This window comes from Klebsiella sp. JB_Kp004, from assembly GCF_040065795.1.
Taxonomy (GTDB): domain Bacteria; phylum Pseudomonadota; class Gammaproteobacteria; order Enterobacterales; family Enterobacteriaceae; genus Klebsiella; species Klebsiella quasipneumoniae.
The window spans coordinates 135,141-154,542 of sequence record NZ_JBEAKW010000048.1 but is presented as its reverse complement, the minus strand read 5'-3'; the positions used below and the strand labels follow the sequence as shown (position 1 = coordinate 154,542).

The window sequence follows — 19,402 nt, the reverse complement described above, 5'->3', positions numbered from 1 at the left end:
CGGGGCGTTATCTTTTCTGTTCAATGTGTTTTGGCTCGCAATTTTTCGCTTCCCCGATTGGCTTAATGTAAAAAATTAGTTAACAATGCTATCAGGTCAGACCACTTGGTTGTCTTGGTTAACAGGGGAGAGTTATGAGTCAGGCATTACCGCTTATCACCCGTCAGGGCGATCGCATTGCCATTGTCACAGGGTTACGCACGCCGTTTGCGCGTCAGGCGACGGCATTTCATGGCGTTCCTGCCGTTGATTTAGGAAAAATGGTGGTTGGCGAAATGCTGGCGCGCAGCGACATTCCTGTGGAAGCCATTGAACAGCTGGTCTTCGGTCAGGTCGTGCAGATGCCGGAGGCGCCGAATATCGCCCGGGAAATTGTGCTCGGTACCGGAATGAGCGTGCACACCGACGCCTACAGCGTCAGTCGCGCCTGCGCCACCAGCTTCCAGGCCGTGGCGAATGTCGCTGAAAGCCTGATGGCCGGCACCATCCGCGCCGGTATCGCCGGCGGTGCCGATTCCTCCTCTGTGCTGCCTGTCGGCGTCAGCAAAACGCTGGCCCGCGCGCTGGTCGATGCGAACAAAGCCCGCACGCTGAGCCAGAAACTGAAGCTGTTTTCCCGCCTGCGGCCGCGCGACCTGCTACCGGTCCCCCCGGCGGTGGCGGAATATTCAACCGGCTTACGGATGGGCGATACCGCCGAACAGATGGCGAAAAGCTGGGGGATCAGCCGGGAACAACAGGATGCGCTGGCGCATCGATCACACCAGCTGGCGGCTAAAGCCTGGGAAGAGGGAAAGCTGTCCGCGGAGGTGATGACCGCCTATGCGCCCCCCTTCCGCGAGCCGCTGGAGCAGGACAACAACATCCGTAAAAATTCAACCCTCGCAGATTACCAAAAGTTACGCCCGGCCTTCGACCGTAAACATGGCACCGTTACCGCCGCCAACAGCACGCCGCTGACGGATGGCGCGGCGGCGGTGATCCTGATGACCGAATCGCGGGCCAAAGAGCTGGGTCTGACGCCGCTGGGTTATCTGCGCAGCTATGCCTTTACCGCCATCGACGTCTGGCAGGATATGCTGCTGGGGCCCGCATGGTCCACGCCGCTGGCGCTGGAGCGCGCTGGCCTGACGCTGGCGGATCTCACGCTTATCGATATGCATGAAGCTTTCGCCGCGCAGACGCTGGCTAATCTTCAGTGTCTGGCAAGCGACCGCTTTGCCCGCGAGGTGCTGGGCCGCGCGCAGGCCACCGGTGAGGTGGATGAGAGTAAATTTAACGTCCTCGGCGGCTCTATCGCCTACGGTCATCCCTTTGCCGCCACCGGCGCGCGGATGATCACCCAGACGCTGCATGAGCTACGGCGACGGGGAGGGGGATTTGGTCTGGTGACGGCCTGCGCGGCAGGCGGTCTGGGCGCGGCGATGATTGTGGAGGCTGAATAATGGATACGGTTTCCGCTTTTAAGCTTGAGGTCCGTGCGGACAACATCGCGGTGATTACCATCGATGCCCCGGGTGAAAAAATGAATACCCTGAAGGCCGAGTTCGGCAATCAGGTGCGGGGACTGATACGCCAGATACGCGACGATAAGTCGGTGCGCGGCGTGGTATTTATCTCCGCCAAAGCCGATAACTTTATCGCCGGCGCAGATATCAACATGATTGCCCGCTGCCGCAGCGCGCAGGAGGCGGAAGCGCTGGCGCGCCAGGGGCAGCAGATTATGGCCGAGATCCATGGCTTGTCGATTCCGGTCATTGCCGCCATCCATGGCGCTTGTCTGGGCGGCGGACTGGAGCTGGCGCTGGCCTGCCATGGCCGCATTTGTAGCGATGACGAAAAAACCCGACTCGGGTTGCCGGAGGTACAGCTTGGTCTGCTGCCGGGTTCCGGCGGGACGCAGCGTTTACCGCGGCTGATCGGCGTCAGCACGGCGCTGGATATGATGCTCACCGGCAGGCAGTTACGGCCGCGCCAGGCGCTGAAGGCCGGTCTGGTGGACGAGGTGGTGCCGCAGACAATTTTACTGCAGGCGGCGGTGGAGCTGGCGCTGAAGGGGCGCCCGGCCAGCCGCGAGGTGCCTGTTCGCGAACGCGTGCTGGCGGGCCCCTTGGGTCGCCATCTGTTATTCCAGTACGTCGGCAAGCAAACGCAGCGCAAGACCCAGGGCAACTACCCGGCGGTGAAGCGAATTTTGCAGGTCGTCGAGAATGGTCTGGCCCATGGCTGCAGCAGCGGTTACGCCGAAGAGGCCCGTGCGTTTGGCGAACTGGCGATGACCCCGCAGTCGCAGGCGCTGCGATCGATCTTCTTTGCCAGTACCGATCTGAAAAAAGACCGTGGCGCCGAGGCGGAACCCGCTCCGCTGAGAAGCGTTGCCGTCCTGGGCGGCGGCCTGATGGGCGGGGGGATCGCCTATGTGACCGCCTGTAAAGGCGGACTGCCGGTGCGAATCAAAGATATTCAGCCGGGCGGGATCAACCACGCCTTAAAGTACAGCTGGGATCTGCTGAACAAACAGGTTCGCCAGCGTCGACTGCGCCCCAGCGAGCGCGATCGTCAACTGGCGCTGATCACAGGCACAACCGACTATCAGGGCTTTACCCATCGCGACGTGGTGATTGAGGCGGTATTCGAGGACCTGGCGCTGAAACAGCGGATGGTCAGTGAAGTGGAGCAAAACGGCGGGCCGCAGACTATCTTTGCCTCGAATACCTCGTCGTTACCGATAGGCGATATAGCCGCCCATGCCAGCCACCCTGAGCGGGTGATCGGCCTGCACTTTTTCAGCCCGGTGGAGAAAATGCCGCTGGTTGAGGTGATCCCGCATAAGGGAACCGATCCGCAGACCATCGCCACGGTGGTGCAACTGGCTAAACGTCAGGGGAAAACGCCGATCGTGGTGGCGGACAAAGCGGGCTTCTATGTAAACCGCATCCTCGCGCCGTATATAAATGAAGCGATGCGCCTGCTGGTGGAGGGAGAACCGGTTGAGGTGATTGATAAGGCGCTGGTGAAATTCGGCTTCCCGGTGGGACCGGTTCAACTGCTGGATGAAGTGGGTATCGATACCGGCACCAAAATTATTCCCGTGCTGGAGAATGCCTTTGGAGAGCGTTTCAGCCCGCCTGCAAACATCATTGACGCGATTTTGAAGGACGATCGCAAAGGTAGAAAAAATAATCGTGGTTTCTATCTTTATGAGACAAAAGGGCGTAAAAGCAAAAAACGACCCGACCCGGCAGTCTATCCGCTGCTGGACATCGACCGCCCCCAGTCGCGGTTGTCCGCGCAGCAGGTGGCGGAGCGCTGTGTGATGATGATGCTTAACGAGGCGGCGCGCTGCTTTGATGAGCAGATTATCCGTAGCGCGCGCGATGGTGATATCGGCGCCGTATTTGGTATAGGGTTTCCGCCATTTCTTGGCGGCCCGTTCCGGTATATGGATACTATCGGCGCGGGTGAAGTTGCCGCGATCCTGCAGCGCCTGGCCGCCCAGTACGGCCCACGTTTTACACCCTGTGACACTTTATTACGCATGGCCGAACAGGGGACCACCTTTTGGCCAGCGGATGAACGGATGACCTAAGTTATGGTCAAAGAAGGTAAATCCGGCTGCGGATGACGCTGTTGATTGGCTGTTTTGTAAACAATCATTGACTATACTTACGCCATTGAGGTAAAAAACAGCGTTTCATTCGTTGAATGGATCAGGCACAATGCCCGGCCACCGGGTCACCTGCGTATTGTCTTCGCAGGCCAAACTACGGTGCTTCTGGTTAACAAAAGCGGTGCAATATGCAAGTTTTTATTATGCGTCACGGCGACGCTGCCCTCGATGCAGCCAGCGACTCGGTTCGTCCATTAACCGTATGCGGTTGTGATGAGTCTCGTCAGATGGCAACCTGGCTGAAAGGTCAAAAAGTGGATATTGAGCGCGTTCTTGTCAGTCCCTATCTGCGTGCGGAACAAACGCTGGATATTGTTGGGGAGTGCATGAACCTGCCGAAACATGTCGACGTGATGCCGGAACTCACGCCGTGCGGCGATGTGGGAATGGTGAGCGCCTATCTGCAGGCGCTGGCAAATGAAGGCGTGGCGACGGCGCTGGTCGTCTCCCACCTGCCGCTGGTGGGGTACCTGGTCTCAGAGCTGTGCCCGGGGGAAACGCCCCCGATGTTCACCACCTCGGCTATCGCCTGCGTTAATCTGGACGCCGACGGCAAGGGTGAATACCTCTGGCAGAAAAGCCCCTGCAATCTCAAGATGGCCAACGCCATCTGACGACCCCGGAGCTCGCCGTCAAGGCAGCTCCGGCGGTTGCCACTCCTCGACCTCAATCAGAATCAGCAGTGCGGCGTCACCGCCGTACTCTTTTGGCGCCTGATGAAAAGCCATGATGTGCGGATGCTGCGCCAGCCACAGCGGGGTTTGCTGTTTGAGAATGTGCTTCCCGTGCCCGTGCATCACGCAGGCGCAAAACACATGCTCGCGGCGGCAGGCGGCAATCAGCGCGCCCAGTTCCTGTTTGGCCTGCTGCTGGGTGAGCCCATGCAGATCGAGAAACAGTTCCGGGGAATAATCTCCACGGCGCAGCTTTTTCAGCTCAAAATGGCTGACGTCGGCGCGGACATATTTTGTCGAGCCTTCGGTATTCAGTAACGGCTGAAACTCATCGGAAAAATAGTGGCTGTTGTCGGCCTGCTCCTGCAGCAGACGCTTAGGGGCAACCTCGGTGATTTTCTTGCGCTGCGGGCGGTGAACGATGGTGTCCTGTTTGATCTTCCGCGTGCCGGTCATCAGCTGACGGAACAGCGCCTGATCCTCCTCGCTAAGCGATGTCTTCTTTTTCATTGTCCGCTCTCATTAATACTTTGCGCTAGTTTACCCGACTCAATATCCCTTCGGGCAAGGAAAACCTGTTTTTTCCCCCGCCACCCCACGCAAGAATGCTGATTTATCGCCGTCTTCATGGCACACTAGCCGCCGAATTTATAGCAGAGTGTGCCCTGGAGGATGTCGTGGATAAAATTTTTGTTGATGAGGCAGTCAATGAGCTGCATACCATTCAGGACATGCTGCGCTGGGCGGTAAGCCGTTTCAGCGCTGCTAATATCTGGTACGGCCACGGGACTGATAACCCATGGGACGAGGCGGTACAGCTGGTGCTGCCTTCGCTGTATCTGCCGCTGGATATTCCGGAAGATATGCGCACTGCGCGCCTGACCTCCAGCGAGAAACACCGCATTGTAGAGCGGGTGATTCGCCGCGTGAACGAGCGTATTCCCGTCGCCTATCTGACCAACAAAGCGTGGTTCTGCGGCCATGAGTTTTACGTCGATGAGCGAGTGCTGGTGCCGCGCTCCCCGATCGGCGAACTGATCAATAACCAGTTTGCCGGGCTGATTACCCATAAGCCGCAGCATATCCTTGATATGTGCACCGGCAGCGGCTGCATCGCCATTGCCTGCGCCTATGCCTTCCCGGAAGCCGAAGTCGACGCCGTGGATATCTCCCCGGACGCGCTGGCCGTCGCCGAGCACAATGTGGAATCCCATGGCCTGATCCATCACGTGACGCCGATCCGTTCCGACCTGTTCCGCGACCTGCCGAAGCTACAATACGATCTGATCGTCACTAATCCGCCGTATGTCGATGAAGAGGACATGGCCGATCTGCCGGAAGAGTATGAGCATGAGCCGGTTCTGGGTCTGGCCTCCGGAAGCGATGGCCTGAAGCTGACGCGTCGCATCCTCGGCAATGCGCCGGATTATCTCAGCGACGACGGGATTCTGATTTGTGAAGTCGGTAACAGCATGGTACATCTGATGGAGCAGTATCCGGACGTGCCGTTTACCTGGCTTGAGTTTGATAACGGCGGCGACGGCGTCTTTATGCTGACCAAACAGCAGCTGATTGACGCTCGCGCGCACTTCGGTATTTATAAAGACTAAAAAAAACAACACGCCAACATAACGACAAAGAATGGAGCCGTGATGGCAGGAAATACAATTGGACAACTCTTTCGCGTCACCACCTTCGGCGAGTCGCACGGCCTGGCGCTGGGCTGCATCGTTGACGGCGTGCCGCCGGGCATTCCGCTGACCGAAGCCGATCTGCAGCACGACCTCGATCGTCGTCGCCCGGGTACCTCGCGTTACACCACGCAGCGTCGCGAGCCGGATCAGGTCAAAATCCTCTCCGGCGTCTTCGAAGGCGTCACCACCGGGACCAGTATCGGGCTGCTGATTGAGAACACCGATCAGCGCTCGCAGGATTACGGCGCGATCAAAGATCTGTTCCGTCCTGGCCATGCGGATTACACCTACGAGCAAAAATATGGTCTGCGCGACTATCGCGGCGGCGGTCGCTCCTCCGCCCGCGAAACCGCGATGCGCGTGGCGGCCGGGGCGATTGCCAAAAAATTCCTCGCCGCGAAGTTCGGCATCGTCATTCGCGGCTGCCTGACGCAGATGGGCGACATTCCGCTGGCTATTAAAGACTGGGATCAGGTTGAACAGAATCCTTTCTTCTGCCCGGACCCGGAGAAAATCGACGCTCTCGATGAACTGATGCGCGGTCTGAAAAAAGAGGGCGACTCCATTGGCGCCAAAGTGACCGTCGTCGCCGACGGCGTACCGCCGGGCCTTGGCGAGCCGGTCTTTGACCGCCTTGACGCCGATATCGCCCACGCGCTGATGAGCATCAACGCCGTGAAAGGTGTGGAGATTGGCGACGGTTTCGACGTGGTGAAGCTGCGCGGCAGCGAAAACCGCGATGAGATCACCAAAGCCGGATTCCAGAGCAACCACGCCGGCGGCATTCTTGGCGGCATCAGCAGCGGTCAGCAGATCGTTGCCAACATCGCGCTGAAGCCGACCTCCAGTATTACCGTTCCCGGTCATACCATTAACCGCTTTGGCGAAGAGGTGGAGATGATCACCAAAGGGCGTCACGATCCGTGCGTCGGCATACGCGCCGTACCGATCGCTGAGGCGATGCTGGCGATTGTCTTAATGGATCACTTTATGCGTCAGCGCGCGCAGAATGGCGACGTGACGACGACAATTCCACGCTGGTAACCATGAAAAACACCGTTATCGCCCTGCTGGCGCTGCTGGCCAGCGCCGGCAGCCTGGCCGCCACGCCATGGCAGAAGATATCCCAGCCAATCGGCGGCAGCGCGCAGTCGATTGGCGCGTTCTCCAATGGCTGTATCGTTGGCGCCGAGGCGCTGCCGCTGAACGCCGCCGGCTATCAGGTGATGCGTACCGATCAGCGTCGCTACTTCGGTCATCCGGATCTGGTTCAGTTTATTCAGCGCCTGAGCAATCAGGTGCACAATAAAGGCATGGGGACCGTGCTGATTGGCGACATGGGGATGCCGGCAGGCGGCCGCTTTAACGGCGGCCACGCCAGCCATCAGACGGGCCTCGATGTCGATATCTTCCTCCAGCTGCCGCAGACGCGCTGGACTTCGTCCCAGTTGCTGAAGCCGCAGGCCCTGGATCTGGTCGCCAGCGATGGCAAACGCGTGGTGCCGTCGCTGTGGAGTCCGCAAATCAGCCAGCTGATCAAGCTGGCGGCGGAAGATAGCGAAGTGACCCGCATCTTCGTCAACCCGGCGATTAAACAGCAGCTGTGTCTGGATGCGGGCAACGACCGCCAGTGGCTGCGCAAAGTTCGTCCCTGGTTCCAGCATCGCGCCCATATGCACGTCCGTCTGCGCTGCCCGGCGGGCAGCCTGGAGTGCGAAGATCAGGCGCCGCCGCCGGCCGGCGATGGCTGCGGTGCGGAGCTGCAGAGCTGGTTCGAACCACCTAAACCCGGGTCTACCCCACCTGTGAAGAAGACGCCGCCGCCGTTGCCGCCTTCCTGTCAGGCGCTACTGGATGAGCATGTGCTGTAATGGATAGTTTTATCGAGTTGTTTTCCGTATCGCCGCTGGTGCTGGTGGTGCTTTTCTTTGTCGCCATCCTGGCCGGTTTTATTGACTCACTGGCCGGGGGCGGGGGCTTACTGACCGTGCCGGCGCTAATGGCCGCCGGTATGCCGCCGGCCCAGGCGCTGGCGACCAATAAGCTGCAGGCCTGCGGCGGATCGCTGTCGGCGACCCTCTATTTTGTCCGCCGCAAGGTGGTCAATCTCGCCGATCAGAAGCTGAATATTCTGATGACTTTTATCGGTTCAACCGCCGGCGCGCTGCTGGTCCAGCACGTGCAGTCCGATATTCTTAAGCAGATCCTGCCGTTGCTGGTGATCGGCATCGGTCTCTATTTTCTGCTGATGCCGAAACTGGGCGAAGCGGACCGACAGCGTCGGCTCTACGGCCTGCCGTTTGCGCTGGTCGCCGGCGGCAGCGTCGGGTTTTACGATGGCTTTTTCGGCCCCGGCGCCGGTTCGTTTTATGCGCTGGCGTTTGTCACCCTGGCCGGGTTTAACCTGGCGAAGTCGACGGCCCACGCCAAACTGCTCAACGCCACCTCGAACGTCGGCGGCCTGCTGCTGTTTATTATCGGCGGAAAGGTTATCTGGGCCACCGGCTTTGTGATGATGGCCGGCCAGTTTATTGGCGCCCGCGCCGGCTCCCGGCTGGTGCTGAGCAAAGGGCAATCGCTGATCCGACCGATGATCGTTATCGTTTCGGCGGTGATGAGCGCGAAACTTCTCTACGACAGCCACGGGGCTGAGATTTTGCAGTGGTTGGGAATTCATTAATGCAACAGCAACACCATTATCAGCAGCTTATTGACCTCTTCGACAGCTGCTTTGCCGCAGATTTTAATACTCGCCTGGTGAAAGGCGACGATGAGCCGATCTACCTCCCGGCGGACGATGACACGCCATATCACCGTATCGTCTTCGCGCACGGTTTTTTTGCCAGCGCTCTGCACGAGATCTCCCACTGGTGCATCGCCGGCAAAGCCCGCCGCGAGCTGGTGGATTTTGGCTACTGGTACTGTCCGGACGGCCGCGATGCGATGACCCAAAGCCAGTTTGAGGACGTGGAGGTGAAACCGCAGGCCCTGGAGTGGCTGTTCTGCGTGGCGGCGGGATTTCCGTTTAACGTCAGCTGCGACAATCTGGAAGGTGACGTTGAACCCGATCGCATCGCCTTTCAGCGCCGGGTACATGCCCGGGTGATGACTCTGCTTGAACAAGGGATCCCCGAACGTCCGGCGCGTCTTATTCGCGCATTACAACACTATTATCAAACGCCGCCATTGACGGCAGAACACTTTCCGTGGCCGGAAGACCTGCACTAAGGCCACACATTACATGACAAGAGGTAAGATGATGATCGCGGAGTTTGAATCACGCATTCTGGCGCTGATTGACAACATGGTAGACCACGCCAGTGATGATGAACTGTTTGCCGGCGGTTATCTGCGCGGCCACCTGACGCTGGCGGTGGCTGAGCTGGAAGGTGAGGGCGAACATTCAGCGGAAGCGGTACACAGCAAAGTCAGCCATAGCCTGGAGAAAGCCATCGGCGCTGGCGAACTGTCGCCGCCGGACCAAATTCTGGTGCAGGGCATGTGGGAAAACCTGTATCAGCAGGCGAAAAATCAGGCCTGATCCATGATGTAGGTCGGGTAAGCGTAGCGCCATCCGACACGCTAACGGCGCAACCAGGATTTACCCTGTTTGCGCTGTGCTTCGCCGGGCTACCGTGTTGGTCGCCCGGATGAGGCCGGGAATGTCGTGCTTCCCAGGGATTTTTCTCCTCTTACGCTGTTACTTCACCGCTTTTCCCTTCAGCAGTTTTCTCACCCATAGCCGATTCGGATTCAGCGCCGCCAGGGTGCCGCTATCCAGCGGCAGCGGTTCAGCGCTCATCTGCGCCGCCAGCAGCTCAGCGCTTAACGGCGCGGTGCAAATGCCTCGCGATCCGAGGGCGCCAAGCATAAACAGGTTATGAAAGACCGGCGCGCTACCGGCGTTATCCTGCCGTTCGTGGAGGCTGGCGTATTGCGTCAATGTCGCCGCATAGTCCGGCACGTTGCCGACCATCGGCAGATGATCGCGGGTGGCGCAGCGCACGCCGCAGCGGGCGTCACTGGCGCTGATATCCACGTCCTGCGGCCACTCCGCGCCCGGGAAGCAGTCGATCAGCCGTTGCCGGTTGTGCTGCTGATCTTCTTCGCTGAAGGTGGTGTCGGTTTTGCCGCGATGGTAGCTGGCGCCAATGCAGTGCTGCTGATTTTGCGGATTCTGCGGCGTCAGGTAGCCGTCGTAGCACAGCACCTGGCGCAGGGCGGAAAGCCGCGGGGTGGTGGGTATATGGCTGACCTGGCCGCCAACGGGGTAGACCGGCAACGGCGCGGTTTGCGCAAAATCCGATATGCGGTGGCCGTTGGCCAGCACGACCGCCTGATGATAGCGCTGCCGGTTGAGCAGCCAGCCATCGCCCTCCGCGCTCAACGTCTCGACCTGATAACCATAATGCACGTGCAGTCCGCGAGTCGCCGCCAGCGCCAGTAGCTCGGCGGTGAGCTGCTGCGGGCACAGCCAACCGCCGGCCGGATAGGTTATGCCGCCGCAGCCGGTCTCGACGCCGGTCAGCTCCGCAGCCTGCTCCGCCGTCACCGCGCAGGCGATATCAGGGGGCAGCTCCAGGGCCAGCATCTGATTGATTTTGTGTGCGCTTTTTTCATCCCAGCCAAGCTGGGTGACCCCGCACCATTGATGATCGAACAGCACCGGCAGCGCGTCGTAGGTGCGGCGGGCGAAGGTAAAGGCGGCCGGGAAAAAGCGCGCCAGCGCCGGATCGTGCTGGCTTAACAGCGGGTAGAGCGCGCCCTGGCGATTACCGGAGGCGCCCTGCGCCGGGGCGTCGTCCGCACAGTAAAGGGTCACCTGCCAGCCGCGACGCAGCAGCGCCAGGGAGAGCAGGGCGCTGGCGATACCGCCGCCGACGATGGCCGCCTCGCGGGCCTCGCTCCCGGGGCGGGCGAACCAGGGCGCGCGCGCCGGAAAGGTCAGCGTTTGCGCCATCTCGCCGGTCAGCATCTCACGTTTGCGGCCGAAGCCTTTGGTTTTACGCAGGGTGAACCCGGCTTCCTGCAGGCCGCGGCGGACAAAACCGGCGGAGGTAAAAGTGGCCAGCGTCCCGCCGGGACGCGCCAGGCGCGCCATGGCATTGAACAGATCCTGGGTCCACATGTCGGGATTTTTCGCCGGGGCAAAGCCGTCGAGAAACCAGGCGTCCACCTGCTGATTCAGCGAATCATCCAGCTCTCTGGTCAGCTCGTTGATATCGCCAAACCACAGATCGAGCGTGACCCGTCCGCCGTCGAGCAGCAGACGATGGCATCCGGCGAAGGCCGAAGGCCATTGCGCCTGCAGCTGTTCCGCCCATGGCGCCAGCTCTGGCCAGCGCTGGTGCGCCAGGCGGAGATCTTCCGCCTTCAGCGGATATTTCTCAAAACTGATGAAATGTAACCTTTGCAGGGTAACGTCCGGGTTATCGCGAACAAAAACGTCAAACGCCTGCCAGAGGGTGAGGAAATTGAGCCCGGTGCCGAAGCCGCTCTCCGCGACGATCAACAGCGGGCGAGGGTGGCTGGAGAAGCGCTCCGGAAGGCGATTTCCGCCGAGAAAGACGTAGCGTGTCTCTTCCAGACCGTTGTCATTGGAAAAGTAAACATCGTCAAAATCTCGGGAAACAGGTGTACCCTCAGCATTGAATTCCAGGTTGGCGGGTTGTATAGCGTTTTGTTTCACGTAAGTTACTCGAATCACAAGGCGTAGCGCGATCTTAGCGATGTGTGCCTGAGGGCGCAAATTTATACACAAAATGTCTGATCGGACTTGTTCGGCGTACAAGTGTACGCTATCGTGCGACACGAAACTTAAAATAGTGCGACTTACAGAGGTATTTAATGAAACGTGCAGTGATTACTGGCTTGGGCATCGTTTCCAGCATCGGTAATAACCAGCAGGAAGTCCTGGCATCTCTGCGTGAAGGACGTTCAGGGATCACTTTCTCTCAGGAGCTGAAAGATTCAGGGATGCGCAGCCACGTATGGGGCAACGTCAAACTGGATACCACTGGCCTCATTGACCGCAAAGTAGTGCGCTTCATGAGCGACGCCTCCATCTATGCTTACCTGTCCATGGAACAGGCCGTTGCCGACGCAGGTCTGGCGCCGGAAGCATACCAGAATAACCCGCGTGTCGGCCTGATCGCAGGCTCCGGCGGCGGCTCCCCGAAATTCCAGGTCTTCGGCGCCGATGCCATGCGCAGCCCGCGTGGTCTGAAAGCCGTGGGTCCGTATGTGGTCACCAAAGCGATGGCTTCCGGCGTTTCCGCCTGCCTCGCCACGCCGTTTAAAATCCACGGCGTTAACTACTCCATCAGCTCCGCCTGCGCCACTTCCGCACACTGCATCGGTAACGCGGTAGAGCAGATCCAGCTGGGCAAACAGGATATCGTCTTTGCCGGCGGCGGCGAAGAGCTGTGCTGGGAAATGGCCTGCGAGTTCGACGCCATGGGCGCGCTGTCCACCAAATACAACGACACGCCGGAAAAAGCCTCCCGCACCTATGACGCCAACCGTGACGGCTTCGTTATCGCCGGCGGCGGCGGTATGGTCGTGGTGGAAGAGCTGGAACACGCCCTGGCGCGCGGCGCGCACATCTATGCGGAAATCGTCGGCTACGGCGCAACCTCCGATGGCGCAGACATGGTAGCCCCATCCGGTGAAGGCGCAGTGCGCTGCATGCAGATGGCGATGCACGGCGTTGATACCCCGATCGACTACCTGAACTCCCACGGTACTTCCACGCCGGTCGGCGACGTGAAAGAGCTGGGCGCGATCCGCGAAGTGTTCGGCGACAACAGCCCGGCTATCTCGGCGACCAAAGCAATGACCGGTCACTCGCTGGGCGCTGCTGGCGTGCAGGAAGCTATCTACTCCCTGCTGATGCTGGAGCACGGCTTTATCGCGCCGAGCATCAACGTCGAAGAGCTGGACGAGCAGGCTGCCGGCCTGAACATCGTCACCAAACCGACTGACGCTAAGCTGACCACCGTGATGTCCAACAGCTTCGGCTTTGGCGGCACCAACGCCACGCTGGTGATGCGTAAATACAACGCCTAATCGGCACGCGATGCACTGAGGGGAGCCACCGGCTCCCCTTTTTTGTCATCTTGACAGGGTAAGAGCCCGCAGGCACACTGCTGGCGGATCCATTAGTCTCTCCACTAATGCGTAAGCGTTTAACGTCAACCAACGCGCCTTAACCCTGATAGTCAGATGGAGGGGGCGTGTCGCTTTGCTCGCCTTACTCTGCGAATCTGGAGTAATGCATGTCCGCAGTCACTGAAACAACATCTCATTCATCCGCGAATTTGTCGCTTTTTCGCATTACGCTCGCCGTCTTTTTGACCTATATGACCGTCGGTTTGCCGCTGCCGGTGATCCCGCTGTTTGTCCATCAGGAGCTGGGATTGGGTAACACCATGGTCGGCGTAGCGGTGGGGATCCAGTTCCTCGCCACCGTTCTTACCCGCGGCTACGCCGGGCGCCTGGCAGACCAGTACGGCGCCAAACGCTCCGTCCTGCAAGGGATGCTGGCCTGCGCCCTGGCCGGCGCGGCCTGGCTGGCCGCTGCGCTGCTGCCGCTGCCGGTGTTCGCGAAGCTGGGCCTGTTGCTGCTGGGCCGTCTGATCCTCGGGTTTGGCGAAAGCCAGCTGCTGACCGGCAACCTGAGCTGGGGGATGGGGCTGGTGGGGCCGGCCCGCTCAGGCAAAGTGATGTCATGGAACGGCATGGCGATGTACGGCTCGCTGGCGGTGGGCGCCCCGCTGGGATTGTTAATTTACAGCCACTTTGGCGTGGCGGTCCTGGCCTGCGTCACCATGGGACTACCGCTTGTCGCCTTGCTCATCAACGGCACGGTGCGCAAAGTGGCGGCGCACGGCGGCGAGCGGCCTTCACTGTGGAGCGTCATCGGCATGATCTGGCGGCCGGGTATTGGCCTGGGCCTGCAGGGCGTCGGCTTTGCGGCGATCGGCACCTTCGTTTCTCTCTATTTTGCCAGTCAGAACTGGCCGATGGCCGGATTTACCCTGACGGCGTTTGGCGGCGCCTTTGTGCTGATGCGGGTGCTGTTTGGCTGGATGCCGGATCGATTTGGCGGCGTTAAAGTGGCGATGGTCTCGCTGCTGATAGAGGCGGTCGGTCTGACGCTGCTGGGGCTGGCGCCCGGCGTCTGGGTGGCGCTGGCCGGCGCGGCGCTGACCGGATGCGGCTGTTCGCTTATTTTCCCGTCGCTTGGCGTGGAGGTGGTGAAGCGCGTCCCGGCGCAGGTGCGCGGCACTGCGCTCGGCGGCTATGCGGCCTTTCAGGATATCTCTTATGGCCTGACCGGGCCGCTGACCGGTCTGCTGGCCACTTCGCTGGGCTACTCGTCGGTTTTCCTTGCCGGCGCCCTCTGCGCGGCGCTGGGGATCCTCGTCACCCTCATCTCATTTCGCCGCTAGGTTGTTGTCAGACCAGAAACCGCCGAAGTAAACACTGCGGCGTTTGGCATCAAAGGGTGCCGTGAACGCCGCCAGTGCCTGCTGGGCTACAGCAGGAGCCACAGCACCAGGAGCAGGACAACCGCGCCCAGCGCCAGCTGCCAAGGCTTAGCGGCCCATGTCCGCCGGGTCGCGGGCTCCTCCTGCGGGATCGCCAGCGTCTCCTGGGCGCGGGCTACCCGCAGCACAAACACCTTATTCAGCAGCGCCAGGATCTGCGCCGGGCTCAGCGTGGTCTGCGGCGTGACCTGCCAGTTGCGACGGGCAAAGTCGACAATCTTCTGCCACTCCGCGGCCTCCAGCGGCTGCTTGAGCGCCCCCTGCAGCGAGGTAAGCGTGGGCGCGCTTTGCGCGCTGAGCGTCTGCCGCGCCTGCAGCCAATACGAAAGCGGCGTGAAGTGCGTCGCCGGGATCAGCTCCCCGGACTTGACGCCGCAAAGTTCCAGCATGGACTGCCAAATCAGTTTGCTCGGTTCGCCGGTGGCGGCCGCCAGCTTAGTCACCAGCTGATTGAGCGTGTTGTGCTCGGCCGGCAGCAGTGGACGAAGGGTCGGCGGGCGCTGCTGCGGCTGCGGGATCGACAGCTGACCACGCTGCAGCAGATGCAGAATGTTCTCCAGTTGCGACTGGCTGAGGGCATGCAGCGCCGTTTGCCCATAATGCTGACGAATATAATCGCTCACCGCCTGGCGGTTATTGCCCTGGCCGAGCAGATCGCTGAGCTGCGCCAGGGTCTGGCGATGATGATGATTGTCCTGCGCGGCGGCCAGGCGCTGGTTGAGACTGGCCTCGGCGGCGCTGAAATGGCGGGCCAGCAGGGGCGTGTCGCCTTTCAGTCCGAGGTCATGTTTGACGCAGGCCCACACTTCCGCATTCTGCTGCGAGGTCAGCGCCACCAGGCGCGTGATCAGTCGCTCCAGGACGGTGCGTTGCTGCATGGAAAGCGAAGGTTCGCCGGTGGCGGCAGTGCCTGATGGGCCTCGCCCTGGAGGACGGTCTGGCATATCTGCAAGGGGGTGCGTCATGATTCATCCTTTCGATATCGCGGTGCTGGAACCAGGTGATGAGTATGCCTGGCGGCCAGATTATGGCACACTTCCCCGGTTAACTCTCGTTCTCAGACAGGTACTGAACTGTGAAAATCCTCGTTGATGAAAATATGCCCTATGCCCGTGAGCTTTTTAGCCGTTTAGGCGACGTGCAGGCGATCCCGGGCCGCCCGGTCCCGGCCGATGCCCTGACCGATGCGGATGCCTTAATGGTGCGCTCGGTCACCCGGGTCAATGAAGCATTGCTTGCCGGCAAGGCCATCAGGTTCGTCGGCACCGCGACCGCAGGCACCGATCATGTCGATCAGGCGTGGCTGCAGCAGGCGGGGATTGGTTTCTCCGCGGCGCCAGGCTGCAACGCCATTGCGGTGGTGGAGTATGTCTTTTCATCGCTGCTGATGCTGGCCGAACGTGACGGCTTCGCGCTGCGCGATCGCACCGTCGGGATTGTCGGCGTCGGTAACGTCGGCGGGCGGCTGCAAAAGCGTCTGGAGGCGCTGGGCATCAAAACTCTGCTCTGCGATCCGCCGCGCGCTGACCGCGGCGACGAAGGCGACTTCCGCTCCCTTGACGATCTGGTCCAGCAGGCCGATGTCCTCACCTTCCATACCCCGCTGTATAAAGAAGGACAATATAAAACGTTGCATCTGGCGGATGAGGCGCTGATTAGCCGCCTGAAGCCCGGAACGATTTTGATCAACGCCTGCCGCGGGCCGGTGGTGGATAACGCCGCGTTGCTGAAACGCCTGGAAGCCGGTCAGTCCCTGAGCGTGGTGCTGGACGTTTGGGAGCCGGAGCCGGATCTCAACATAGCGCTTCTCAAGCGGGTGGATATCGGCACGGCGCATATCGCCGGCTACACCCTTGAAGGGAAGGCGCGCGGGACGACGCAGGTATTCGAAGCCTATAGCGCCTTTATCGGTCATCCGCAGCAGGTGGCGCTGGACACCCTGCTGCCGGCCCCGGAGTTTGGCCGCATCACCCTGCATGGCCCGCTCGATCAGCCGACGCTGAAAAGACTGGTTCATTTGGTGTATGATGTGCGCCGCGATGATGCGCCGCTGCGGAAGGTGGCGGGCGTCGCCGGTGAATTCGACAAGCTGCGTAAAAATTATCAGGAACGTCGCGAATGGTCTTCGCTGTACGTGCAGTGCAGCGATGAGCAGGCGGCGACGCTGTTGCGCCAGCTCGGTTTTAACGCCGTGCATCATCCTGTTCGTTAATGTCTTCTTAATGCCCCTGCCGGATACTCCGGCAGGGCCGCTTTATTTCTGGAGTAAACCACCATGTCTGAAGGCTGGAATATTGCCGTACTGGGCGCAACGGGCGCCGTAGGCGAAGCCCTGCTCGAAACTCTCGCTGAACGCCAGTTCCCGGTGGGGGAGATTTTTGCTCTGGCGCGCAATGAAAGCGCGGGCGAACATCTGCGTTTTGGTGGCAAGTCGGTGATCGTCAAGGACGCCGCCGAGTTTGACTGGACCCAGGCCCAGCTGGCTTTCTTTGCCGCAGGCGTCGAAGCCAGCGCAGCGTATGTCGAAGATGCGACAAACGCCGGATGTCTGGTTATCGATCTCAGCGGCCTGTTTGCGTTGGAGCCGGACGTACCGCTGGTGGTGCCGGACGTGAACCCGTTCGTGTTAGGCGATTACCGCAACCGCAATCTGATTGCGGTGCCCAATAGTCTGACCAGCCAACTGCTGACGGCGCTGAAGCCGCTTATCGATCAGGGTGGACTGTCGCGCATTAGCGTCACTAACCTGCTTTCCGCCTCAGGGCAGGGGAAAAAAGCGGTGGATGCGCTGGCAGGGCAGAGCGCCAAGCTGCTGAACGGCATCCCCATCGATGAAGACGATTTCTTTGGCCGCCAGCTGGCCTTCAACATGCTGCCGCTGCTGCCGGATCGTGAAGGTAGCGTGCGCGAAGAGCGCCGTATCGTCGATGAAGCGCGCAAAATTCTTCAGGATGACGGGCTGATGATCTCCGCCAGCGTCGTCCAGTCGCCGGTCTTCTACGGCCATGCGCAGATGGTGAACTTTGAAGCGATGCGTCCGCTGGCGGCGGAAGAGGCGCGTGACGCCTTTACCCGCGGCGAGGAGATCGAACTTTCTGAAGAGGGCGAATTCCCCACTCAGGTTGGCGACGCCTCCGGCAACGCCCGTCTCTCCATCGGCTGCGTGCATAATGATTACGGTATGCCGGAGCAAGTCCAGTTCTGGTCTGTGGCGGATAACGTCCGCTTCGGCGGCGCGCTGATGGCGGTGAAGATCGCCGAGAAGCTGATTGAGGAGTACCTGTACTGATGTCTGAGATGGAGCAACAGCCGGTCTGTAAAATCGCGCTGGGCATCGAGTACGACGGTAGCAAATATTACGGCTGGCAGCGGCAAAACGAAGTACGCAGCGTGCAGGAGAAGCTTGAAAAGGCGCTCTCGCAGGTGGCGAACGAACCTATTACCGTCTTTTGCGCTGGCCGCACCGACGCCGGTGTCCATGGCACCGGCCAGGTGGTGCATTTCGAAACCCGGGCGCAGCGTAAAGATGCCGCCTGGACGCTGGGGGTAAATGCGAATTTACCTGGTGACATCGCGGTGCGTTGGGTCAAACATGTCCCGGCGGATTTTCACGCCCGGTTCAGCGCCACGGCGCGCCGCTATCGTTACGTCATCTATAATCATCGCCTGCGTCCGGCGGTATTAAGTCAGGGCGTCACGCATTTTCACCAGCCGCTCGACGCCGCGCGCATGCAGCGTGCCGCACAGTGTCTGCTGGGGGAGAATGACTTTACCTCGTTTCGCGCGGTGCAGTGCCAGTCGCGTACCCCGTGGCGCAACGTGATGCACATTAACGTTACCCGCTACGGCGCTTATGTGGTGGTGGATATCAAAGCGAATGCCTTTGTACATCATATGGTCAGGAATATTGTGGGCAGCCTGATGGAAATCGGGGCCGGAAACCAGCCGGAGAGCTGGATGGCAGAACTGCTGGCAGCAAAAGACAGGACGCTCGCTGCGGCAACGGCAAAAGCGGAAGGGTTGTATCTGGTGTCGGTGGATTACCCGGCCCATTATGATTTACCGGTGCTGCCAATGGGCCCGCTGTTTCTGGCGGACTAATAGGGTCATTAAGGGTAAAGACAAACATGGACTTGATTCACTTTTTAATTGATTTCATCCTGCATATTGATGTGCACCTGGCCGAACTGGTCGCCCAGTATGGCGTCTGGGTTTATGCCATTCTGTTTTTGATTCTGTTCTGCGAAACCGGGCTGGTGGTAACGCCGTTCCTGCCGGGGGATTCCCTGCTGTTCGTCGCGGGCGCGCTCTCGGCCCTGCCCACCAACGATCTGAATGTCCACCTGATGGTATTGCTGATGGTCATCGCGGCTATCGTCGGCGATGCGGTCAACTACACCATTGGCCGGCTGTTCGGCGAAAAGCTGTTCAGCAACCCGAACTCGAAGATTTTCCGTCGCAGCTATCTGGATAAAACCCATAGCTTCTACGAACGTCACGGCGGAAAAACCATTATCCTGGCGCGCTTTGTGCCGATAGTCCGAACCTTCGCGCCGTTTGTGGCGGGAATGGGGCATATGTCCTATCGTCATTTTGCGGCCTATAACGTCGTCGGGGCGCTGCTGTGGGTGCTGCTGTTCACCTACGCCGGCTATCTGTTTGGCGATCTGCCGGTGGTGCAGGAGAACCTGAAGCTGCTGATCGTGGCGATCATCGTGCTTTCCGTCCTGCCGGGCGTGATTGAGATTATTCGCCATAAGCGGGCGGCGGCGAAGCAGGCGAAGTAGTTTAGCCTGCGTTGCGCGTGACGGT

General features: G+C 60.1%; 18 protein-coding genes. 15 read left to right on the top strand and 3 right to left on the bottom strand.

Annotated features, from left to right (window positions below; all coding sequences use genetic code 11):
- Nucleotides 1-134: 134 nt before the first annotated feature.
- The 3 genes from fadI to sixA all read left to right on the top strand — a co-directional run bounded on the left by fadI (nt 135) and on the right by sixA (nt 4,284).
- Nucleotides 135-1,445, top strand: coding sequence for an acetyl-CoA C-acyltransferase FadI (gene fadI, locus ABLX76_RS22805; RefSeq protein WP_044524283.1), 1,311 nt, complete (start codon nt 135-137; stop codon nt 1,443-1,445).
- Nucleotides 1,445-3,589: a fatty acid oxidation complex subunit alpha FadJ gene (gene fadJ / locus ABLX76_RS22800; RefSeq protein WP_348875333.1), complete on the top strand. Its 2,145-nt coding sequence runs from the start codon at nt 1,445-1,447 to the stop codon at nt 3,587-3,589. Before fadI ends, fadJ begins: the two co-directional genes overlap by 1 nt.
- 209 nt (nt 3,590-3,798) lie before the next feature.
- Entirely contained in the window at nt 3,799-4,284 is a 486-nt protein-coding gene (sixA, locus tag ABLX76_RS22795; RefSeq protein ID WP_004201794.1) for a phosphohistidine phosphatase SixA, read from the top strand.
- A gap of 18 nt (nt 4,285-4,302) precedes the next feature.
- Here the strand turns inward: sixA and smrB are convergent, their stop codons facing one another.
- Nucleotides 4,303-4,854, bottom strand: coding sequence for an endonuclease SmrB (gene smrB, locus ABLX76_RS22790; RefSeq protein WP_004201792.1), 552 nt, complete (start codon nt 4,852-4,854; stop codon nt 4,303-4,305).
- 167 nt (nt 4,855-5,021) lie between these two features.
- On the opposite strand from smrB, the gene prmB reads away from it, so the two are divergent.
- The 6 genes from prmB to ABLX76_RS22760 are packed head-to-tail and all read left to right on the top strand — an operon-like array spanning nt 5,022 to nt 9,579.
- Complete coding sequence (gene prmB / locus ABLX76_RS22785) at nt 5,022-5,954, top strand: 50S ribosomal protein L3 N(5)-glutamine methyltransferase (RefSeq protein ID WP_023290538.1); 933 nt, start codon at nt 5,022-5,024, stop codon at nt 5,952-5,954.
- Nucleotides 5,955-5,996: 42 nt separating this feature from the next.
- Complete coding sequence (aroC, locus tag ABLX76_RS22780) at nt 5,997-7,082, top strand: chorismate synthase (protein WP_044524280.1); 1,086 nt, start codon at nt 5,997-5,999, stop codon at nt 7,080-7,082.
- Nucleotides 7,083-7,084: 2 nt separating this feature from the next.
- Complete coding sequence (mepA, locus tag ABLX76_RS22775; RefSeq protein ID WP_023290536.1) at nt 7,085-7,909, top strand: penicillin-insensitive murein endopeptidase; 825 nt, start codon at nt 7,085-7,087, stop codon at nt 7,907-7,909.
- The gene (locus tag ABLX76_RS22770) at nt 7,909-8,718 is read left to right on the top strand and encodes a sulfite exporter TauE/SafE family protein (protein WP_004201787.1); all 810 of its coding nucleotides are present in this window, start codon (nt 7,909-7,911) and stop codon (nt 8,716-8,718) included. The genes mepA and ABLX76_RS22770 overlap by 1 nt, the downstream gene beginning before the upstream one ends.
- On the top strand, nt 8,718-9,266 hold the full coding sequence (locus ABLX76_RS22765) for an elongation factor P hydroxylase (RefSeq protein WP_032453614.1): 549 nt from the start codon (nt 8,718-8,720) through the stop codon (nt 9,264-9,266). Before ABLX76_RS22770 ends, ABLX76_RS22765 begins: the two co-directional genes overlap by 1 nt.
- Before the next feature lie 31 nt (nt 9,267-9,297).
- Nucleotides 9,298-9,579, top strand: a complete 282-nt coding sequence (locus tag ABLX76_RS22760) for a YfcL family protein (protein WP_023290534.1) — start codon at nt 9,298-9,300, stop codon at nt 9,577-9,579.
- A gap of 159 nt (nt 9,580-9,738) precedes the next feature.
- Here the strand turns inward: ABLX76_RS22760 and mnmC are convergent, their stop codons facing one another.
- Nucleotides 9,739-11,727 carry a bifunctional tRNA (5-methylaminomethyl-2-thiouridine)(34)-methyltransferase MnmD/FAD-dependent 5-carboxymethylaminomethyl-2-thiouridine(34) oxidoreductase MnmC gene (gene mnmC, locus ABLX76_RS22755; protein ID WP_080901575.1) on the bottom strand — a complete coding sequence of 663 codons (1,989 nt, stop codon included), beginning with the start codon at nt 11,725-11,727 and terminating at the stop codon, nt 9,739-9,741.
- Between the two features lie 158 nt (nt 11,728-11,885).
- Between mnmC and fabB the strand changes: the two genes are divergently transcribed.
- Together fabB and ABLX76_RS22745 are read left to right on the top strand one after the other, a co-directional pair.
- On the top strand, nt 11,886-13,106 hold the full coding sequence (gene fabB, locus ABLX76_RS22750; RefSeq protein ID WP_002913291.1) for a beta-ketoacyl-ACP synthase I: 1,221 nt from the start codon (nt 11,886-11,888) through the stop codon (nt 13,104-13,106).
- Between the two features lie 209 nt (nt 13,107-13,315).
- Nucleotides 13,316-14,491 carry an MFS transporter gene (locus ABLX76_RS22745; RefSeq protein WP_048297943.1) on the top strand — a complete coding sequence of 392 codons (1,176 nt, stop codon included), beginning with the start codon at nt 13,316-13,318 and terminating at the stop codon, nt 14,489-14,491.
- A gap of 86 nt (nt 14,492-14,577) precedes the next feature.
- Here ABLX76_RS22745 and flk read toward each other — a convergent pair whose 3' ends face one another.
- Entirely contained in the window at nt 14,578-15,555 is a 978-nt protein-coding gene (flk, locus tag ABLX76_RS22740; protein WP_048336253.1) for a flagella biosynthesis regulator Flk, read from the bottom strand.
- A 110-nt stretch (nt 15,556-15,665) separates the two neighbouring features.
- On the opposite strand from flk, the gene pdxB reads away from it, so the two are divergent.
- The 4 genes from pdxB to ABLX76_RS22720 all read left to right on the top strand — a co-directional run bounded on the left by pdxB (nt 15,666) and on the right by ABLX76_RS22720 (nt 19,377).
- On the top strand, nt 15,666-16,802 hold the full coding sequence (gene pdxB, locus ABLX76_RS22735; RefSeq protein ID WP_032453607.1) for a 4-phosphoerythronate dehydrogenase PdxB: 1,137 nt from the start codon (nt 15,666-15,668) through the stop codon (nt 16,800-16,802).
- 63 nt (nt 16,803-16,865) lie between these two features.
- Nucleotides 16,866-17,879 (top strand): aspartate-semialdehyde dehydrogenase, encoded by a 1,014-nt coding sequence (locus ABLX76_RS22730; RefSeq protein ID WP_023290529.1) that lies wholly within the window; start codon nt 16,866-16,868, stop codon nt 17,877-17,879.
- Entirely contained in the window at nt 17,879-18,691 is an 813-nt protein-coding gene (gene truA / locus ABLX76_RS22725; protein WP_032453605.1) for a tRNA pseudouridine(38-40) synthase TruA, read from the top strand. The genes ABLX76_RS22730 and truA overlap by 1 nt, the downstream gene beginning before the upstream one ends.
- Before the next feature lie 26 nt (nt 18,692-18,717).
- Entirely contained in the window at nt 18,718-19,377 is a 660-nt protein-coding gene (locus ABLX76_RS22720; protein ID WP_002913221.1) for a DedA family protein, read from the top strand.
- The last annotated feature ends 25 nt before the right edge of the window (nt 19,378-19,402 follow it).

Coding starts and splice junctions, on each gene's coding strand:
- fadI (WP_044524283.1), top strand. CDS start 135: ATGAGTCAGGCATTACCGCTTATCACCCGTCAGGGCGATCGCATTGCC.
- fadJ (WP_348875333.1), top strand. CDS start 1,445: ATGGATACGGTTTCCGCTTTTAAGCTTGAGGTCCGTGCGGACAACATC.
- sixA (WP_004201794.1), top strand. CDS start 3,799: ATGCAAGTTTTTATTATGCGTCACGGCGACGCTGCCCTCGATGCAGCC.
- smrB (WP_004201792.1), bottom strand. CDS start 4,854: ATGAAAAAGAAGACATCGCTTAGCGAGGAGGATCAGGCGCTGTTCCGT.
- aroC (WP_044524280.1), top strand. CDS start 5,997: ATGGCAGGAAATACAATTGGACAACTCTTTCGCGTCACCACCTTCGGC.
- mepA (WP_023290536.1), top strand. CDS start 7,085: ATGAAAAACACCGTTATCGCCCTGCTGGCGCTGCTGGCCAGCGCCGGC.
- ABLX76_RS22770 (WP_004201787.1), top strand. CDS start 7,909: ATGGATAGTTTTATCGAGTTGTTTTCCGTATCGCCGCTGGTGCTGGTG.
- ABLX76_RS22765 (WP_032453614.1), top strand. CDS start 8,718: ATGCAACAGCAACACCATTATCAGCAGCTTATTGACCTCTTCGACAGC.
- ABLX76_RS22760 (WP_023290534.1), top strand. CDS start 9,298: ATGATCGCGGAGTTTGAATCACGCATTCTGGCGCTGATTGACAACATG.
- fabB (WP_002913291.1), top strand. CDS start 11,886: ATGAAACGTGCAGTGATTACTGGCTTGGGCATCGTTTCCAGCATCGGT.
- ABLX76_RS22745 (WP_048297943.1), top strand. CDS start 13,316: ATGTCCGCAGTCACTGAAACAACATCTCATTCATCCGCGAATTTGTCG.
- flk (WP_048336253.1), bottom strand. CDS start 15,555: ATGACGCACCCCCTTGCAGATATGCCAGACCGTCCTCCAGGGCGAGGC.
- ABLX76_RS22730 (WP_023290529.1), top strand. CDS start 16,866: ATGTCTGAAGGCTGGAATATTGCCGTACTGGGCGCAACGGGCGCCGTA.
- truA (WP_032453605.1), top strand. CDS start 17,879: ATGTCTGAGATGGAGCAACAGCCGGTCTGTAAAATCGCGCTGGGCATC.
- ABLX76_RS22720 (WP_002913221.1), top strand. CDS start 18,718: ATGGACTTGATTCACTTTTTAATTGATTTCATCCTGCATATTGATGTG.